This is a genomic window from Streptomyces sp. NPDC030995, from assembly GCF_055571215.1.
The window spans coordinates 26736-42732 of the sequence record NZ_JBVIFS010000036.1 but is presented as its reverse complement, the minus strand read 5'-3'; the positions used below and the strand labels follow the sequence as shown (position 1 = coordinate 42732).

The 15997-nt window shown below is 72.2% G+C and carries 16 protein-coding genes and 1 tRNA gene; 12 read left to right on the top strand and 5 right to left on the bottom strand.

What is annotated here, in order from left to right:
* Nucleotides 1-48 precede the first annotated feature (48 nt).
* The 5 genes from ispD to ACZ45T_RS33550 all read left to right on the top strand — a co-directional run bounded on the left by ispD (nt 49) and on the right by ACZ45T_RS33550 (nt 5509).
* On the top strand, nt 49-795 hold the full coding sequence (gene ispD / locus ACZ45T_RS33570) for a 2-C-methyl-D-erythritol 4-phosphate cytidylyltransferase (RefSeq protein ID WP_468447915.1): 747 nt from the start codon (nt 49-51) through the stop codon (nt 793-795).
* Nucleotides 785-1279: a 2-C-methyl-D-erythritol 2,4-cyclodiphosphate synthase gene (gene ispF, locus ACZ45T_RS33565; protein ID WP_468447914.1), complete on the top strand. Its 495-nt coding sequence runs from the start codon at nt 785-787 to the stop codon at nt 1277-1279. The genes ispD and ispF overlap by 11 nt, the downstream gene beginning before the upstream one ends.
* Nucleotides 1280-1373: 94 nt before the next feature.
* Nucleotides 1374-2780 carry a cysteine--tRNA ligase gene (gene cysS / locus ACZ45T_RS33560; RefSeq protein WP_468447913.1) on the top strand — a complete coding sequence of 469 codons (1407 nt, stop codon included), beginning with the start codon at nt 1374-1376 and terminating at the stop codon, nt 2778-2780.
* A 94-nt stretch (nt 2781-2874) separates the two neighbouring features.
* A complete protein-coding gene (gene rlmB / locus ACZ45T_RS33555; RefSeq protein WP_468447912.1) occupies nt 2875-3846 on the top strand; it encodes a 23S rRNA (guanosine(2251)-2'-O)-methyltransferase RlmB in 972 nt (323 codons plus the stop codon).
* Between the two features lie 148 nt (nt 3847-3994).
* Nucleotides 3995-5509, top strand: coding sequence for a DoxX family protein (locus ACZ45T_RS33550; protein WP_468447911.1), 1515 nt, complete (start codon nt 3995-3997; stop codon nt 5507-5509).
* 146 nt (nt 5510-5655) lie between these two features.
* Here ACZ45T_RS33550 and ACZ45T_RS33545 read toward each other — a convergent pair whose 3' ends face one another.
* The 3 genes from ACZ45T_RS33545 to ACZ45T_RS33535 form a co-directional block, all read right to left on the bottom strand.
* Nucleotides 5656-6441, bottom strand: a complete 786-nt coding sequence (locus ACZ45T_RS33545) for a nucleotidyltransferase family protein (RefSeq protein ID WP_468447910.1) — start codon at nt 6439-6441, stop codon at nt 5656-5658.
* A 28-nt stretch (nt 6442-6469) separates the two neighbouring features.
* Entirely contained in the window at nt 6470-6883 is a 414-nt protein-coding gene (locus tag ACZ45T_RS33540; RefSeq protein WP_468447909.1) for a hypothetical protein, read from the bottom strand.
* Between the two features lie 237 nt (nt 6884-7120).
* Entirely contained in the window at nt 7121-8209 is a 1089-nt protein-coding gene (locus ACZ45T_RS33535; protein ID WP_468447908.1) for an ABC transporter ATP-binding protein, read from the bottom strand.
* 296 nt (nt 8210-8505) lie between these two features.
* Between ACZ45T_RS33535 and ACZ45T_RS33530 the strand changes: the two genes are divergently transcribed.
* A complete protein-coding gene (locus ACZ45T_RS33530; protein ID WP_468447907.1) occupies nt 8506-9672 on the top strand; it encodes a hypothetical protein in 1167 nt (388 codons plus the stop codon).
* 74 nt (nt 9673-9746) lie between these two features.
* Nucleotides 9747-9820, top strand: a tRNA-Thr gene (locus ACZ45T_RS33525).
* A 60-nt stretch (nt 9821-9880) separates the two neighbouring features.
* On the opposite strand, the gene ACZ45T_RS33520 is transcribed toward ACZ45T_RS33525, so the two are convergent.
* Nucleotides 9881-11263 carry an NAD(P)/FAD-dependent oxidoreductase gene (locus ACZ45T_RS33520; protein ID WP_468447906.1) on the bottom strand — a complete coding sequence of 461 codons (1383 nt, stop codon included), beginning with the start codon at nt 11261-11263 and terminating at the stop codon, nt 9881-9883.
* A 155-nt stretch (nt 11264-11418) separates the two neighbouring features.
* Here ACZ45T_RS33520 and ACZ45T_RS33515 point away from each other — a divergent pair, with 155 nt between their 5' ends.
* From ACZ45T_RS33515 to ACZ45T_RS33495, 5 genes are all read left to right on the top strand, one after another.
* Nucleotides 11419-12150, top strand: coding sequence for a DsbA family protein (locus ACZ45T_RS33515; RefSeq protein ID WP_468447905.1), 732 nt, complete (start codon nt 11419-11421; stop codon nt 12148-12150).
* 31 nt (nt 12151-12181) lie between these two features.
* A complete protein-coding gene (locus ACZ45T_RS33510) occupies nt 12182-13108 on the top strand; it encodes an aminoglycoside phosphotransferase family protein (RefSeq protein ID WP_468447935.1) in 927 nt (308 codons plus the stop codon).
* Between the two features lie 25 nt (nt 13109-13133).
* The gene (locus tag ACZ45T_RS33505; protein ID WP_468447904.1) at nt 13134-13655 is read left to right on the top strand and encodes a GNAT family N-acetyltransferase; all 522 of its coding nucleotides are present in this window, start codon (nt 13134-13136) and stop codon (nt 13653-13655) included.
* Nucleotides 13656-13795: 140 nt separating this feature from the next.
* A complete protein-coding gene (locus ACZ45T_RS33500; RefSeq protein WP_468447903.1) occupies nt 13796-14455 on the top strand; it encodes a DUF5701 family protein in 660 nt (219 codons plus the stop codon).
* Between the two features lie 216 nt (nt 14456-14671).
* Nucleotides 14672-15346 (top strand): pentapeptide repeat-containing protein, encoded by a 675-nt coding sequence (locus tag ACZ45T_RS33495; protein ID WP_468447902.1) that lies wholly within the window; start codon nt 14672-14674, stop codon nt 15344-15346.
* Between the two features lie 103 nt (nt 15347-15449).
* Here the strand turns inward: ACZ45T_RS33495 and ACZ45T_RS33490 are convergent, their stop codons facing one another.
* On the bottom strand, nt 15450-15953 hold the full coding sequence (locus ACZ45T_RS33490) for a hypothetical protein (protein WP_361944378.1): 504 nt from the start codon (nt 15951-15953) through the stop codon (nt 15450-15452).
* Nucleotides 15954-15997 lie beyond the last annotated feature (44 nt).

Genomic DNA, 15997 nt, shown 5'->3' with positions numbered 1-15997 from the left:
GGCCATACCCATGTCGGCCGAAGTCACAAACCTGGCTCGGAGCTACTGATGTCTGACGCAACGCCCACCCACCGGACCGCCGCGGTGATCCCGGCCGCCGGCCGCGGGGTACGCCTGGGCCCCGGCGCCCCCAAGGCCCTGCGGGCCCTCGGTGGCACCCCGATGCTCGTCCACGCCGTCCGCGCGATGGCCCGCTCCCGCGCGGTCTCCCTGGTCGTGGTCGTCGCCCCGCCCGCCGAAACCGCCGAGGTGCGCCTGCTGCTGGGCGAGCACGCGCTGCCCGAGAGGACCGAGGTCCTCGTCGTCCCCGGCGGGGACACCCGCCAGGAGTCCGTACGCGCCGGCCTGGACGCGCTGCCGCAGGACGTCACCTCCGTGCTCATCCACGACGCGGCCCGCCCGCTCGTCCCCGTGGACACCGTGGACTCGGTCGTCGAAGCGGTACGCGACGGAGCCGCCGCCGTGGTGCCCGCGCTGCCGCTGGCCGACACCGTCAAGGAGGTCGAGCCCGGCAAGCCAGGCGAGCCCGAGCCGGTCGTCGCCACGCCCGAGCGGGCCCGGCTGCGCGCCGTGCAGACCCCGCAGGGCTTCGACCTGGCCACCCTCCTGCGGGCGCACGCCGAGATCGCCGTCGACGGCGAGGGCGCGACCGACGACGCCGGAATGGTGGAACGCCTCGGCGTTCCCGTCGTCGTGATCCCGGGACACGAAGAGGCCTTCAAGGTCACCCGCCCGCTCGACCTGGTCCTCGCCGAGGCCGTACTCGCCCGCAGGAGGGCCACCGATGCCTACTAGTCCGCTGATCCCGCTCGTCGGCATCGGAACCGACGTGCACGCCTTCGAGGCCGGCCGTGAGCTGTGGTGCGCCGGGCTGCTGTGGGAGGGTGAGGACGGCCTCGCCGGACACTCCGACGGCGACGTCGCCGCGCACGCCGCCTGCGACGCCCTCTTCTCCGCCGCCGGGGTCGGTGACCTCGGCGCGCACTTCGGCACCTCCCGCCCCGAGTGGTCCGGCGCCGCCGGCGTCACCCTCCTGGCGGAGGCCGCCCGTATCGTCCGCGCCGAGGGCTTCGAGATCGGCAACATCGCCATCCAGGTGATCGGCGTACGCCCGAAGATCGGCAAGCGGCGCGAAGAGGCGCAGAAGGCGCTCGCGGCCGCCGCGGGCGCCCCCGTCTCCGTGTCCGGCACCACCACCGACGGACTCGGCCTCACCGGCCGCGCCGAAGGCCTCGCCGCCATCGCCACGGCCCTCGTCTACCGGACGAACCGGGCCTGAATACCCCCGGCGACAGCACATCTTCGGCAACAAAGGGGCCCCGCGGCCCCAAAGGGTCGCGGGGCACTGCTATACGCGCACTACCCTGGATGCCGTGACTATTCGCCTGTACGACACCAGCGCCCGGCAGATCCGTGACTTCGCCCCGCTCACCGCGGGCTGTGTCTCGATCTACCTCTGTGGCGCCACGGTGCAGGCGGCCCCGCACATCGGGCACATCCGGTCGGGCCTCAACTTCGACATGATGCGCCGCTGGTTCGAGTACCGGGGCTACGAGGTCACCTTCATCCGCAACGTCACGGACATCGACGACAAGATCATCGCGAAGTCCGGCGAGCAGCGCCGCCCGTGGTGGTCCATCGGCTACGAGAACGAGCGGGCCTTCAACGACGGCTACGCCGCGCTCGGCTGCCTCCCGCCCACCTACGAGCCCCGCGCCACCGGCCACGTCACCGAGATGGTCGAGATGATGCGCGGCCTCATCGAGCGCGGCCACGCCTACGAGTCCGAGGGCAACGTCTACTTCGACGTGAAGTCCTTCCCCGGCTACCTCTCGCTCTCCCGCCAGGAGCTCGACAACATCCGCCAGCCGGAGAGCACCGGCGAGACCGGCAAGCGCGACGCCCGCGACTTCGCCATGTGGAAGTCCGTCAAGCCCGGCGAGCCCTCCTGGGAGACCCCGTGGGGCCGCGGCCGTCCCGGCTGGCACCTGGAGTGCTCCGCCATGGCGCACAAGTACCTCGGCGAGGCCTTCGACATCCACGGCGGCGGCCTCGACCTGATCTTCCCGCACCACGAGAACGAGATCGCCCAGGCCAAGGCCTTCGGCGACGCGTTCGCGAGCTACTGGGTCCACAACGCCTGGGTCACCATGTCCGGCGAGAAGATGTCCAAGTCGCTGGGCAACTCGGTGCTCGTCTCCGAGATGGTCCAGAAGTGGCGTCCGATCGTCCTGCGCTACTACCTCGGCACCCCGCACTACCGGTCGATGATCGAGTACAGCGAGGAAGCGCTGCGCGAGGCCGAGTCGGCCTTCGCCCGGATCGAGGGCTTCTACCAGCGCGTCATCGAGAAGGCCGGCAAGCCCGTCGAGCCCGCCGCCGAGGTCCCGCCCGCCTTCGCCGAGGCCATGGACGACGACCTCGGGGTCCCGCAGGCGCTCGCCATCGTCCACACCACCGTCCGCCAGGGCAACAGCGCGCTCGCCGCCGACGACAAGGACGCGGCCATCGCGCGCCTGTCCGAGGTGCGGGCCATGCTGGGCGTCCTCGGCCTCGACCCGCTCGACCCCCACTGGGCCGGCGAAAACGGAGCCGACCGGGGCGAAGACCTGCACGGCGCGGTCGACACCCTCGTACGCCTCGTCCTGGAACAGCGCGAGTCCGCCCGGGCCCGCAAGGACTGGGCGACCGCCGACGCCATCCGCGACCAGCTCCAGCAGTCCGGGCTGGTCATCGAGGACAGCCCGACGGGACCGCGCTGGACGCTCGGCCCCCGCTGAGCCCGGTAGCTGAGCTTGGTGTGCTGCCCGGCGCTCCGGGCCGCACACTCTTCATACGTACATATCGCAGCATCAAAGAAAACAGGTAGAAGTCATGGCCGGGAACAGCCAGCGCAGGAACCGCCGCACGTCCAACAAGAAGGGCGCGACGGTCGGCAGCGGTGGCCAGCGGCGCAAGGGCCTGGAGGGCAAGGGCCCCACGCCCAAGGCCGAGGACCGCAAGAAGCACAAGGCGAACCGCATCAGCAACGCCATCGCGCGCCAGGCCGCCAAGCGCCGCCCGGCCCCCCGCCGAGGCGGCCCCAAGGGCACCAGCGAGATGGTCGTCGGCCGCAACCCGGTCTTCGAGGCGCTGCGCGACGGGGTCCCGGCCACCACGCTCTACGTCCAGCAGTTCATCGACAACGACGAGCGCGTGCGCGAGGCCCTCCAGCTCGCGGCCGAGCGCGGCAACATCAACCTGATGGAAGCCCCGCGCCCCGAGCTCGACCGCATGACCAACGGGCTCAACCACCAGGGTCTGGTCCTCCAGGTCCCGCCGTACGAGTACGCGCACCCCGAGGACCTCACCGCGGCCGCCTACGACGGCGGCGAGGACCCGCTGATCGTCGCCCTCGACGGCGTCACCGACCCGCGCAACCTCGGCGCGATCGTCCGCTCCGTCTCCGCCTTCGGCGGCCACGGCGTGGTCATCCCCGAGCGCCGCGCCGCCGGCATGACCGCCGGCGCCTGGAAGACCTCGGCCGGCACCGCCGCCCGTACCCCGGTCTCCCGCGTCACCAACCTGACCCGCGCCCTCCAGGACTACAAGAAGGCCGGCATCACCATCGTCGGCCTCGCCGCCGAGGGCACGCACACGGTGAGCGACCTGGACGCGCTCGGCGGCCCGGTCGTCATCGTCGTCGGCTCCGAGGGCAAGGGCCTCGGCCGCCTCGTCGGCGAGAACTGCGACTACCTCGTGCGCATTCCGATGCCGGGCGGCGCCGAGTCCCTCAACGCCGGTGTCGCCGCGGGCGTCGTGCTCTACGAGGCGGCCCGCCGCCGCGCGGACCGCGGACGCGTCTGATCCGTGGCCCCTTGATCCACTTGGCTCACGGAAAGTGACCCGTGAGCGTGTCACCCCGCCCGTTTCGGGCGGGGTGGCTTGATCTTGACGGGTCTCGGACACATCCCTGCCGTCAAGGCAGTGTCCTAAACACTGATCACTCGGTTAGATGAGTGTGGACACCAGAACGTCAGGGTTCGACGACCAGCCCGCGCTGAGCATGGTCAAGGTGCCGTGCGATCCCGCACAGGTCATCGTCAACCACGCCAGCTTCCGCGTGCGGCTCGCACCGAGCCCGAGCGCGCGTTCCAAGCCCGCGAGAGCCCCCGGCCGCGCGCCCGTCCTCGGCGGTGCCGTGGTCGCCGCCGCAGGGGCCGGCCGCCGCCGGGCCCCCGTCGTCTGGAGCGGCAAGTCCGACGCCGGGGACGCCGCGGCCATGGGCGGACTCCTCCAGGCGGTACGCGAGGCGGGGCGCGGCCTCGACGAGTACGACGGCGGCGGCGCCACCCAGGTCATCCCGCGCATCGACCTGGCCCACGACCTCGCCGACAACACCCTCGCCACGCCGACCGTCATCGGCCAGCGCAGCTACGGCGACCCCGCCGAAACCCGCCCGCTGGCCGCCGTACGGGACTTTCCCCACGGGGGCCCGCCCGGCTCCGGGGCGGGCTCCGGGCCCGGGGCCGACTCCCGGCGGGCCGGCAACGACACCCGCGGCCAGGCCTCGTACTACCCCGGCCGCCGCATGAACCTCGGCGTCGTGCTCCTCCCGCTGCGCGTCTTCCTCGGCTTCATCTCCATCTACGCCGGCATGGGCAAGCTGTGCGACCCCGTCTACTTCGACGGCGGCGAACGCGGCTCCATGGTCACCTGGCTGCGCACCCTCCACCCCTGGGCGCTCGCCGAACCGTTGCGCGACTTCGCGCTCGCGCACCCGGTCGGCGCGGGCCTCAGCGTGGCCTTCCTCCAGGTCATCGTGGGCGTGCTGACCGTCTTCGGCCTGTGGCAGCGGTTCGCCGCCTGCTTCGGGGCGCTGCTCTCCGCCGCGCTGCTGATGACGGTGAGCTGGAAGACCGTCCCCGCCTACGACGCGCCCGACATCATCTACCTCGCCGCCTGGAGCCCGCTGATCATCGCGGGCGCCCCGGTCTACTCCCTCGACGGGCGCCTCGCCGGCGAGGCCTGGCGCACCCTCGGACCCCGCTCCGAGATCTGGCGGCTGCGCCGGCGCGTCCTGCGCCGCGGTGCCGTCATGGCCACCGTCGTCTGCGGGCTCACCCTGCTCGTCGGCTCGCTCCTCGGCGGCGCCGTCCGCTCCACCACCGTCGTCACCGTGCCCGGGCCCGGCGAAGCCCCGAGCAACTACCTGCCCGGCCGCCCGCTGCCGCAGCCCCCGGCCAGGCAGCAGCCCAGCCAGCAGCCCTCCAAGGCCCCGTCCCCCTCGGCCTCCGCCACCGAGCCCTCCGCCAAGTCCGGCAAGGGCGCCTCCAGTGCCCCGTCCCGGGAGACCGCGGGCACCGGCTCCGAGTCGCCCACCGCGACGAAGGGCACCACCAGCAGGCAGACCCCGCGCAGTACCCCGCGGCAGTCCACCTCACCGAAGGCGCCGACCACCTCGGGAAGCACGAGCGGCGGCACCCCGACGAAGCAGCAGCCCGGCCTGGTCGGAGGACTCCTCGGCTGAGGCCGACCGACTGATCGGCCGACACGGCTCGGAAGGAACAGGGGCCCGGCGCGTGCGAGCGTGCCGGGCCCCTCCGCGTGCGCCGGACGCGCGAAGCACCGTACGGCGGTGAGGCCGGGGCGACCTCTCGTACGCCCCTGAGGCCGTCAGGAGCCCGTCTGCGCCGCCAACTCCCGTGCCGCCTCCGCCAGGTCCTTCGCGGTGTCGATCGCCCGCCAGTAGGCCCCCTGTGGCAGCGGGAAGCCCGCCAGCCGCCGCTCGCGCGCCAGCCGCGGGAAGGTCGTCCGCTCGTGGTCGCCGAAATCCGGGAGCAGCGAGGCGAATTCGGGCCCGAACACGTACACCCCGGCATTCACCGGATACGGCGACGGCGGAGCCTCGATGAAGTCCAGCACCTGCCCGAACTCGTTCGTCTCCACCACCCCCCACGGAATCCGCGGCCGGGCCAGCGCCAGCGTCGCCACCGCACCGCGCTCCGTGTGGAAAGCCGCCATCTCGCGCAGCGAGAAGCGCGTCCACACATCGCCGTTGGTCGCGTACCAGGCCCGGTCCGGGTGCGGGAGGTGCCGCGCGGCGTGCTTGAGACCGCCGCCCCGCCCCAACGGCTCCTCCTCCACCACGGTCGTCACCCGCAGCGGCAACTGCGCCCCCGCCAGCCACTCCTGGAGCACCTCGGCGAGATGCCCGCACGAGACCACGGCGTCGGTGACCCCCTCGGCCGCCAGCCAGGCCAGCTGGTGCCCGATGATCGGCAGCCCCGTCCCGGGGATCTCCACCATCGGCTTCGGACGGTCGTCCGTGTACGGACGCAGCCGCGAACCCTGGCCGCCCGCCAGGACGACTGCCTGGGTGGGGGCGGCGGGGTCCGCGGCTGCGGAAGGAACGGCGGAGGCGGTGGAAGGGGCGGGAGCGGGGCGGTGGTTGTCGGCCATGGCGGCCAGCGTAGGGACGTGGCGTGCGTCAGCCCATGGAGGCGACACCGGACGCGTACGAGGTGTCGCACACCGGCCGGGCGAAGGACTGGGCCTTCGTCGGGCCGTACGCGTCGACGGCGGCCCGCCCCAGCGCCCGCGCGATCCCCACGCAGTGCTCGGCGAGCGACGGCCGCCGGTTCACCTCCTGCTGAAGGTGGGTGAGGACGTCGTCCGGCTCCTGACCCTGCTGGAGTTCACCGACGAGCTTGTCGCGCAGCACGTCGTGCGCGGCACGCGGCTTCGCGGGCACGGAGACGTCCTCGGCGGAGGCGGTCAGGATCTGGGAGGAGGAAGTGTCCGCCCAGGGGACCATGGTGACCGCGAGGGTCCCGGACAGGACCAGGACGACGGGCAGGACCAGGGCGAGGGAACGGCCGATACGGCGGGCAGTGTGGGTCACGAGGGCGAGAGTAGCGCTCGGTGAAGATTTGGCGACATTTAGTCACCCTGTCGGGGGATGGTTCGACGTGGCTTTTCGAATTAAGGGTTGACGTTGGGGCCGAATGGTCCGGTCTGTCGGGGTTCCTGCCGGGGTTCCTGTCGGGTCGGAACCGGGGCCGGAGCATGGCAACGGACGGCCAAGGGGCGCCCCTTGGCGGGACGCCCCTCTCAAACCCTGCGAATCCTGCGAACGCCGTCAGTCGGAGAGGCGCGCACCGGAGGACGTCGAGAACACGTGGATCTCGTCGGCCCGCGGCACCACGTGCAGGCTGGAGCCCTTCTCGGGCACCCGGCGGCCGTTGACGCGGACCACGAGGTCCTGCGAGCCCTCGGCGGACGTGGTGGTCCCGTACACGTAGCCGTCCGCGCCGAGTTCCTCGACGACGTTCACGACGATCGTCAGACCGCCGGACTCGGCGATGTCGAAGTGCTCCGGGCGCACGCCGACCGTGACCGTACGGTCGCCCGCGTCGGCCGCCGCGGACAGCGCCTCGCGCGACACCGGGACGACGCTGTCGCCGAACTTCACGCCGCCGTCGGTGATCGGGACCTCGACCAGGTTCATGGCCGGGGAGCCGATGAAGCCGGCCACGAAGAGGTTCGCGGGGCGGTCGTACATGTTGCGCGGGGTGTCGACCTGCTGGAGCAGCCCGTCCTTCAGGACCGCCACGCGGTCGCCCATGGTCATGGCCTCGACCTGGTCGTGGGTGACGTAGACCGTGGTGATGCCGAGGTCGCGCTGGAGCGCCGCGATCTGCGTACGGGTGGAGACGCGGAGCTTGGCGTCGAGGTTCGACAGCGGCTCGTCCATGAGGAACACCTGCGGCTTGCGCACGATGGCGCGGCCCATGGCGACGCGCTGGCGCTGGCCGCCGGAGAGCGCCTTCGGCTTGCGGTCGAGGTACTGGGTCAGGTCCAGCATCTTCGCCGCGTCCTCCACCTTCTTGCGGATGGTGGCCTTGTCCTCACCGGCGATCTTGAGCGCGAAGCCCATGTTGTCGGCGACGGACATGTGCGGGTACAGCGCGTAGTTCTGGAACACCATCGCGATGTCCCGGTCCTTGGGCGGCAGGTGCGTGACGTCGCGGTCGCCGATGCGGATGGCGCCGCCGTTGACGTCCTCCAGGCCGGCGAGCATGCGCAGCGAGGTGGACTTGCCGCAGCCGGACGGGCCGACGAGGACGAGGAACTCGCCGTCCTCGATCTCCAGCTCGAGCTGGTCCACGGCGGGCTTGTCGCCGCCGGGGTACAGCCGGGTCGCCTTGTCGAAAGTGACAGAAGCCATGGTGATGAATCCCTTCTACCGGCAGGAACGTGCCGGACGATCCGAGTGGAAGGTCTAGTCCAGTAAATCGGACTCCGCCCGACGCTACCTGCCCGGACGCCTTCTGTCAGCACCCCCGGGGCCCCGGAAGTCCCGCTCGCTGAATCCGTACGGGTGGCAGCCGTTCGCATGGACTTCCGGAGGGTCCGAACCGAGGTGCGGGACGCGGCGGGGCTCAGGCGATACCTCTGGTGCGTCCTGGGGGCGCCTCCCGTGCGGTGGCGCCGGCCCGGCTTGGCACCGAGAGGGAGAAGCGAATGAACAATCGTCTCGTACTCATTGGATCTGCTGTTGCGGCGAGCGTGGGCCTGTGCATGGCGGTCGCACCGGCCGCCGTGGCCCAGGCTCCCCTGAAGGTGAACGTGGCATGCGGTGACGTCGCTGCACTGCTCGCCGCCGTCGGCGCGGCCAATGAGAACCCCGACGGCGGCACGGTCAACCTGGCCAGGGACTGCTCCTACCGCTTCACGGACGATTTCGAGGATTCGGGCACCGCCCTGCCGGCCATCACCGGGAAGGTCAAGATCGTCGGTCGCAACTCGACGCTGATCCGATCCATCACCGAGGGCGTGTCGTACTTCCGGATCATCTCGGTGAACGAGGGCGGTGAACTCCTCCTGAAGGGGACCAACGTGACCGGCGGCCGCACCGACGGGTACGGCGGCGGCATCGGCAACGCGGGCACCCTGCGCCTGGAGGACAGCAAGGTCGCCGGCAACTTGGCGATCGGGCAGGGCGGGGGCATCCACAACACGGGCGGCAGCGTGACGCTCGTCGACAGCGAGGTCCTGACCAACGTGGTCACCAACGCGAACGACACCGCCGGGGACGGAGGCGGCATCAGCAACGACGCGGCCGGCACCCTCACGCTCAAGAAGAGCACCGTCGCCGGCAACGCGGCCGACGCGGACGGCGGCGGCATCGCGAACGCGGGCACGCTGACCGTCGAGCACGGCCTCATCACCAACAACGAGGCCCGCGACGGCAGCGGCGGGGGCATCTACAACCTCGGCACCGCGAAGCTCAAGTACACCAAGGTCGTCGAGAACTGGGCCGGTGTGGACGGCGGCGGCGTCAGCAACGGGGAGGAGGCGACGCTGGAGGTCCATGAGTCGGCCATCGCCGACAACCGGGCCGGCAACGACGGCGGCGGCCTCAACAACGCGGGCACCGCGACGCTGAAGAAGAGCAAGGTCGAGTCGAACCAGGCCGGTCGCGACGGCGGCGGCATCAACAACGTGGCGGAGACGGCGGGTGGCGTCACCCAGCTGACGCTGGACCACACGACGGTCGCGGAGAACCGCGCCGCGGGCGTGGGCGGCGGCATTAACAACGGGGAAGGCGCCGTCGTCACCCTCACGGACAGCAAGATCGTCAAGAACCTGCCGACGAACTGCGCCGGTACGGTGCCCGGCTGCTCCTGACCCGTCCGGCGCGGTGCCCGTGGCCAATCTGATGGCTTGGGGAAGAGGGGCCTGTGTAGAGTGATGGCGGCCCTGCCTCCTTAGCTCAGCTGGCCAGAGCACCGCTCTTGTAAAGCGGGGGTCGTCGGTTCGAACCCGACAGGGGGCTCCGCGCACGAAGGCCCCGGACCGCTCAGGTCCGGGGCCTTCGGCGTACCCCCGCCCGGGGTCAGTGGCGGCCCGAGATGCGGTCTGCCAGGCGGGCCAGGGGGGCCGTCTTCGGGCTGTGGGTGGCGGTTTCGCGGCGGTCCGCCTCGCGGTAGGCGGCGTAGAGGGCCTGAACGCCGAGCCAGCGGAAAGGTTCCGGCTCCCAGCGGCGGACGCGGTGGCCCACCCAGGGGAGGGTGGTCAGCTCGGTGGGTTCGCCGAGGACCAGGTCGCGCAGGGTGCGGGCGGCGAGGTTGGCGGTGGCGACCCCCGAGCCCACGTAACCGCCCGCCCAGCCGAGGCCCGTCGTGCGGTCCAGGGTGACGGTGGCGCACCAGTCGCGGGGGACGCCGAGGACGCCCGACCAGGCGTGGGTGATCTCCGTACCGGTGAGCTGCGGGAAGAAGGCCGTGAGCAGGGTGGTGAGTGCCTCGATGGTGGCGGGCTGGGTGCGGCCGTCGTTGTCCGTGCGCGAGCCGAAGCGGTACGGGACTCCGCGCCCGCCGATCGCGATGCGGTCGTCGGCGGTGCGCTGGGCGTACATGTACGCGTGGGCCATGTCGCCCAGGACCTCCCGGCCCGACCAGCCCAACTGCGCCCAGGCCTCGGCGGGGAGGGGCGCGGTGACGATCATCGAGGAGTTCATGGGGAGCCATGAGCGTTTCTGGCCCTTGAGCGCGGCGGTGAAGCCTTCGGTGCAGCGCAGGACGTGCGGGGCGCGGACGGTGCCGTAGGGGGTGACGGCCTTCCCGGCGGAGATCTCCGTGACCGGGGTGGATTCGTGGATGACGACGCCGAGGTGCTCGCACGCGGCGGCGAGGCCTTTGACCAGCTTCAGGGGGTGGATGCGCGCGCCGTGGGGGCTCCAGCTGGAGCCGACGGCGTCGGCGATGTCGATGCGGCGGCGGGTGGCGGAGGCGTCGTGCAGCTCGCGGTCGGTTTCGCCGAAGGCGAGCTCGGCGGCGTGGAAGGCCTTGAGACGGCTGAGCTGGGCGGGGGTGCGGGCGACCTCGAGGACGCCGCCCTGGTGGATGTCGGCGTCGATGCCTTCCTTGGCTGCGACGTCGATGACCTCGGTGACCGTCTCGTTCATGGCGTGCTGGAGGCGGCGGGCGGCCGGGTGGCCGTGGAGTGCGGCGTAGCGGTCGCGGCCGGCGATGCCGTTGTAGAGCCAGCCGCCGTTGCGGCCGGAGGCCCCGTAGCCGCAGAACTTCTGTTCGAGGACGGTGACGCGCAGGTCGGGGGCGGCCCGCTTGAGGTAGTAGGCGGTCCAGAGGCCGGTGTAGCCGCCGCCGACGATGACGACGTCGGCGGTGGCGTGGGCGGTGAGGGGCGCGCGGGGTGGGGCGTCCGGGGTGGTGTGGTCGGTCGCGTACCAGAAGGAAATGCCGCCGTTGATCGTCATGGGGGGATTGCTACACGTGGTCTCGCGGGGGTGTCCAGGGACGGGTTGTCGTGCCTTGGGGCGGGATGGGGGGTCGAATGGCCGATGTGGGTGGGGTGCCGGGGCACGTAGGGTGGTGGGGGTTTTGTCGTGTTTTCGGGTGAGAGGTTCGATTGATGGCTGGCATACGCAGGGCAGGGCGGGCGGGACGAGTCGTCGTGGCGGTCGCGGCGGCGGCGCTGCTGGGCGGGGCCGCGGCCGGCTGCGGTGCGGGCGACGGGGCCGGGGGCGGGAAGGAGACGTCGGCCGCCTCCGCCGGGGTGCGGACCAGCCCGATCGCGGACGTGCTGGCCACGCTCCCGGCAAAGGCCGACGGGGCGAAGATCGTGGTGGGGAACCCGGATGCGCCGCGTACGGCGCAGGTGTTGGTGGATCCCCGGTGCGCCTACTGCGCGACCTTCGAGGCGGCGGGCGGCGAGACGCTGATGAAGCTCGCGGCGGACGGCAAGGTGAAGGTGGAGTACCTGCTGGCCTCCTTCCTGGATCAGGGCGGGGCGAGCGGGTCGGTGAAGGCGGTGAACGCGCTGCGGGCGTCGGTGGACGCGGGGAAGTTCGCGGAGTTCCACGCGGCGGTGTTCGCGAGCCAGCCGAAGGGCAAGTTCACGGACGGTCTGCTGCTGGAGATCGCGGACAAGGTGCCGGGGCTGCGGGGGCCGGCCTTCGACAAGGCCGTCGCGGACATGACGTACGAGGGGTGGGTCGACGAGGCCGAGCAGGCCTTCGAGGCGACGGGGGCACAGGGGACGCCGATGGTACGGGTGGACGGGCGCGCGGTGGGTGCGAAGGGCAGGTCGATGTTCGACGCGCAGGCCTTCGCGCAGACGCTGAAGGACGCGGGCGTCGGCTGATCGGTCGCGCTACCGTCGGGTCGTGGTCGACATCGGGGATGTTGCGGAGGATCCGGATGTTACGGATCTTCGTGAGGTTCCGGACGGGCTCGTGCGGGCGCAGATCCGCCGCAACGGTGAGGCGGGGCGGGAGTTCATCGCGGCGTTGCCCGCACGGGCGGCGCACTTCCTGGAGCGGTGGGAACTGCGGCGGACCGGGCCGGGCATGCACGGCGTGACGGCGCTGGTGTTGCCGGTCGTGCGGGCCGACGGGAGCGCGGCCGTGCTGAAGCTGCTGGAGCCGGACGAGGAGAGCGCGGGGGAGCCGGTCGCGCTGCGCGCGTGGGGCGGCGAGGGCTCCGTACGGCTGCTGGAACACGACGGGGATACGGGCACGCTGCTGCTGGAGCGGCTGGACGCGCGGCGGCCTCTGTCGGGGCCGGCGCGGCGGGATTCGCGCCGGGCGGTGGGCGTGGTCGGGGAGTTGCTGGCGCGGCTCTCGGCGGTGGCGGCGCCGGCCGGGCTGCGCGGGCTGGGAGAGGTCGCCGCCGGAATGCTGGAGGACGTACCGGCGGCGCTCGGGCGGTTGGTGGACGGGCGGGAACGGCGGCTGGTGCGGGACTGCGCGGCGGCGGTGGCGGAGGTCGCCGGGGAGCCGGGGGACCGGCTGCTGCACTGGGATCTGCACTACGACAACGTGCTGGCGGGCGGCCGGGAGCCGTGGCTGGCGATCGATCCGAAACCGCTGGCCGGTGATCCGGGATTCGAGCTGCTGCCGGCGATCGTCAACAACTTCCGTGCGGAGGAAGTGCGGTGGCGGTTCGACCTGCTGTCGGAGGCTGCAGGGGTGGAGCGGGAGCGGGCGCGGGCCTGGACGCTCGGGCGGGTGCTGCAGAACTGTCTGTGGGACGTGGAGGACGGGGAGGAGCGGGTCGGGGAGCGGCAGTTGGCGGTGGCGCAGGCACTGCTCCGGCGGTGACGGGCGGTCGAATTAGGCTGCGGGGATGATTCGTAGAGCTGTGGTTTCCGATGTCCCCGTCATTCGCGCGATGATCCGCGAGCTCGCCGAGTACGAGAAGGTGCCGCACGAGGCGCGGGCCACCGAGGAGCAGTTGCGGGAGGCGCTCTTCGGGGAGCGGCCGGCGGTGTTCGCGCACGTCGCGGAGGCGGAGGACGGGGAGGTCGTCGGCTTCGCGATGTGGTTCCTGTCGTTCTCGACGTGGCGGGGCGTGCACGGCATCTACCTGGAGGACTTGTACGTACGGCCGGGCGTGCGCGGCGGCGGCCACGGGAAGGCGCTGCTGCGGGAGCTGGCGCGGATCTGCGTGGAGCGGGGGTACGAGCGGCTGGAGTGGTCGGTCCTGGACTGGAACGCGCCGACCATCGCCTTCTACGAGGCCTTGGGCGCGCGGCCGCAGGACGGGTGGTCGGTGTACCGGCTGACAGACGGGGCGTTGGCGGAGCTGGGCGGGGCGGAGCCGGGCGGGGTGGATCTGGACGGGGCGGAGCTGGGCGGGGCGCGGTGAGCCCGCCGCAGGGCCGGTGATGCGGCGCCGGCCCGTCCCGGGGGTTCGTCCGTCGTGGAGCCGCCGCGCCGGGAACATTCCGGCGGGCCGCCTCGTTGGCCCCCAGGCCTACCGCTCCGGACCACGAATCGAGGAGTACCTTGCCGGATACCTCGTCCACCGCCAGCACCCTGCCCCCTCTCCCGCCGCTCGCCACCCAGGCGGATCGCCTGATCCGGCTCGGGGTGCACGAGCTCGCGGGGATGTCCGCCGACGAGCTGCGCACCTTCGCCCTGGATGCCGGTCGCGGAGGCGGTGACGCCCTGCTCGCCGTCCACCCGGACCGCGCCCCCGCCTCCGCCCTCGCACCGCTGCTCCGCCACGACGGCAAGTCCGGCTTCGTCGTCGCCGACATGACCGACGTCGACCGCTTCGCCCCCTGCGCCGTCGAACTGCCCGACGCCCCCCTCTACCTCGTCACCGGCCTGGACCGCGGCGACCGCATGGCCAACTGGAGCCCGGACGAGGCACTGCCCGCCCTCACCGAGGAGGACCGCACCCCGCTGCTGCTCACCGAAGGCATCCACTGGGTGCTCCAGCAGCCGGCGGTCCTCGAACGCGACCGCTGCTTCATGACCATCGGCTCCCGGCTGCGCAAGGCGAACGGCGCCCTGGACGCCCGCACCCCGGCGATCTGGATCAGCAACGGCACCGGGCGGGACGGCCGCGAGCGTCGCAACGCCCCGAAGGTCGGCTGGTGCTGGTGGGGCAACCGCCACACCTGGCTGGGCTTCGCCTCCGCCACGGGCCGCGGGCACTAGGCCGTCTCTTTCGGATCTTGTCGGGCCCGCGACGCCTGGCACCGCACCTGGCCGCGTTGTCGGGGCGCCCGAGTACGTCCAGTACGCGGCACGCCCCTCCGCCTTGCCATGCACGGCACCAGACGCCGCGGGCTCGGCCGACAAGATCCGAAAGAGACGGCCTAGGCCAGGGAAGGGGCGGGCCTCTTTGTCAGTGGGGTCGGTCACGATGGGGGAATGGTGCGAAAAGGGCAGCAGCAGACGGTGAAGGCGGCGCGGCGGGCGGAGGTGCGGTTGCCCGAGCTGTCGGTGTGGGAGGGGGGTGAGCTGGAGCCGGACGGGGATTACGACGCGCTGGAGTTCGCGGACCTGGACCTGGCGGGGCAGGACGGGGTCGGGGCCCGGTTCATGGACTGCGCGGTGCGGCGGTGCGTGCTGGACGAGGCGGGGCTGGCGAAGGCGAGGTTCCTGGACTCCGTACTGGAGGGGGTGCGGGGGGTGGGGACCGACCTGTCGGAGGCGTCGTTGCGGGACGTGGAGCTGGTGGACGCCCGGCTCGGCGGCGTGCGGATGCACGGGGGCGTGCTGGAGCGGGTGGTGGTCCGCGGGGGCAAGATCGACTACCTGAACCTGCGGGGGGCGCGGCTGCGGGACGTGGTCTTCGAGGGGTGCGTGCTGGTGGAGCCGGACTTCGGGGGTGCGGTGCTGGAGCGGGTGGAGTTCCGGGACTGCGCGCTGCGGGGGGTGGACTTCAGCGGGGTGCGGATGGCGGACGTGGATCTACGGGCGGCGAGCGTGCTGGAGATTGCGCGCGGGGTGGAGGCGCTGGCCGGGGCGGTGATCAGTCCGGGGCAGCTGTTCGAGCTGGCGCCGGCGCTTGCGGTGCAGTTGGGCGTGCGGGTGGTTCCGTAGCGGGCGGGGGGTTCGGTGCGGCGCCGCTGCCGGGGGCGCTACCCCCGGACCCCCGCGCCTCAAACGCCGGCGGGGCTGGATTTGCCCGGCGGGGCTGGAGTGCTCAGGCCGGGACGCGGGGGAAGCGGGACTGGAGGGTCCAGATGATGGGGTTGTCGGCCAGGCCGTCGTGCATGTCGACGAGGTCCGCGATGACGTCGTGGAGGAAGTCGCGGGCTTCGCGGCGCAGCAGGCGGTGGCTGAAGGTGAGGGGGGCTTCCTCGGGCGGCATCCAGTCGGCCTCGATGTCGACCCAGCCGAAGCGGCGCTCGAAGAGCATGCGGTCCGTGGACTCGGTGAAGTCGAGTTCGGCGTGCTGGCGGTTCGCGGAGCGGTTGCCGCGCGGGTCCTGGTCGAGCTGCTCGACGATGTCGCACAGCGCCCACGCGAAGTCGAGGACGGGGACCCATCCCCAGGCTGTGGACACTTCCCGGTCCTTGTCGGTGTCGGCGAGGTAGACGTCCCCGCAGAACAGGTCGTGGCGCAGGGAGTGGACGTCCGCCGAGCGGTAGTCGGTCTGCGGGGGGTCCGGGAAGCGCCGGGAGAGGGAGTAGCCGATGTCGAGCACGTACCCGATGGTGTCACGGGTCCCGGGGCGCCTCGCACTCCCGA

Coding starts and splice junctions, on each gene's coding strand:
- ispD (WP_468447915.1), top strand. CDS start 49: ATGTCTGACGCAACGCCCACCCACCGGACCGCCGCGGTGATCCCGGCC.
- ispF (WP_468447914.1), top strand. CDS start 785: ATGCCTACTAGTCCGCTGATCCCGCTCGTCGGCATCGGAACCGACGTG.
- rlmB (WP_468447912.1), top strand. CDS start 2,875: ATGGCCGGGAACAGCCAGCGCAGGAACCGCCGCACGTCCAACAAGAAG.
- ACZ45T_RS33550 (WP_468447911.1), top strand. CDS start 3,995: ATGAGTGTGGACACCAGAACGTCAGGGTTCGACGACCAGCCCGCGCTG.
- ACZ45T_RS33545 (WP_468447910.1), bottom strand. CDS start 6,441: ATGGCCGACAACCACCGCCCCGCTCCCGCCCCTTCCACCGCCTCCGCC.
- ACZ45T_RS33535 (WP_468447908.1), bottom strand. CDS start 8,209: ATGGCTTCTGTCACTTTCGACAAGGCGACCCGGCTGTACCCCGGCGGC.
- ACZ45T_RS33530 (WP_468447907.1), top strand. CDS start 8,506: ATGAACAATCGTCTCGTACTCATTGGATCTGCTGTTGCGGCGAGCGTG.
- ACZ45T_RS33520 (WP_468447906.1), bottom strand. CDS start 11,263: ATGACGATCAACGGCGGCATTTCCTTCTGGTACGCGACCGACCACACC.
- ACZ45T_RS33515 (WP_468447905.1), top strand. CDS start 11,419: ATGGCTGGCATACGCAGGGCAGGGCGGGCGGGACGAGTCGTCGTGGCG.
- ACZ45T_RS33505 (WP_468447904.1), top strand. CDS start 13,134: ATGATTCGTAGAGCTGTGGTTTCCGATGTCCCCGTCATTCGCGCGATG.
- ACZ45T_RS33495 (WP_468447902.1), top strand. CDS start 14,672: ATGGTGCGAAAAGGGCAGCAGCAGACGGTGAAGGCGGCGCGGCGGGCG.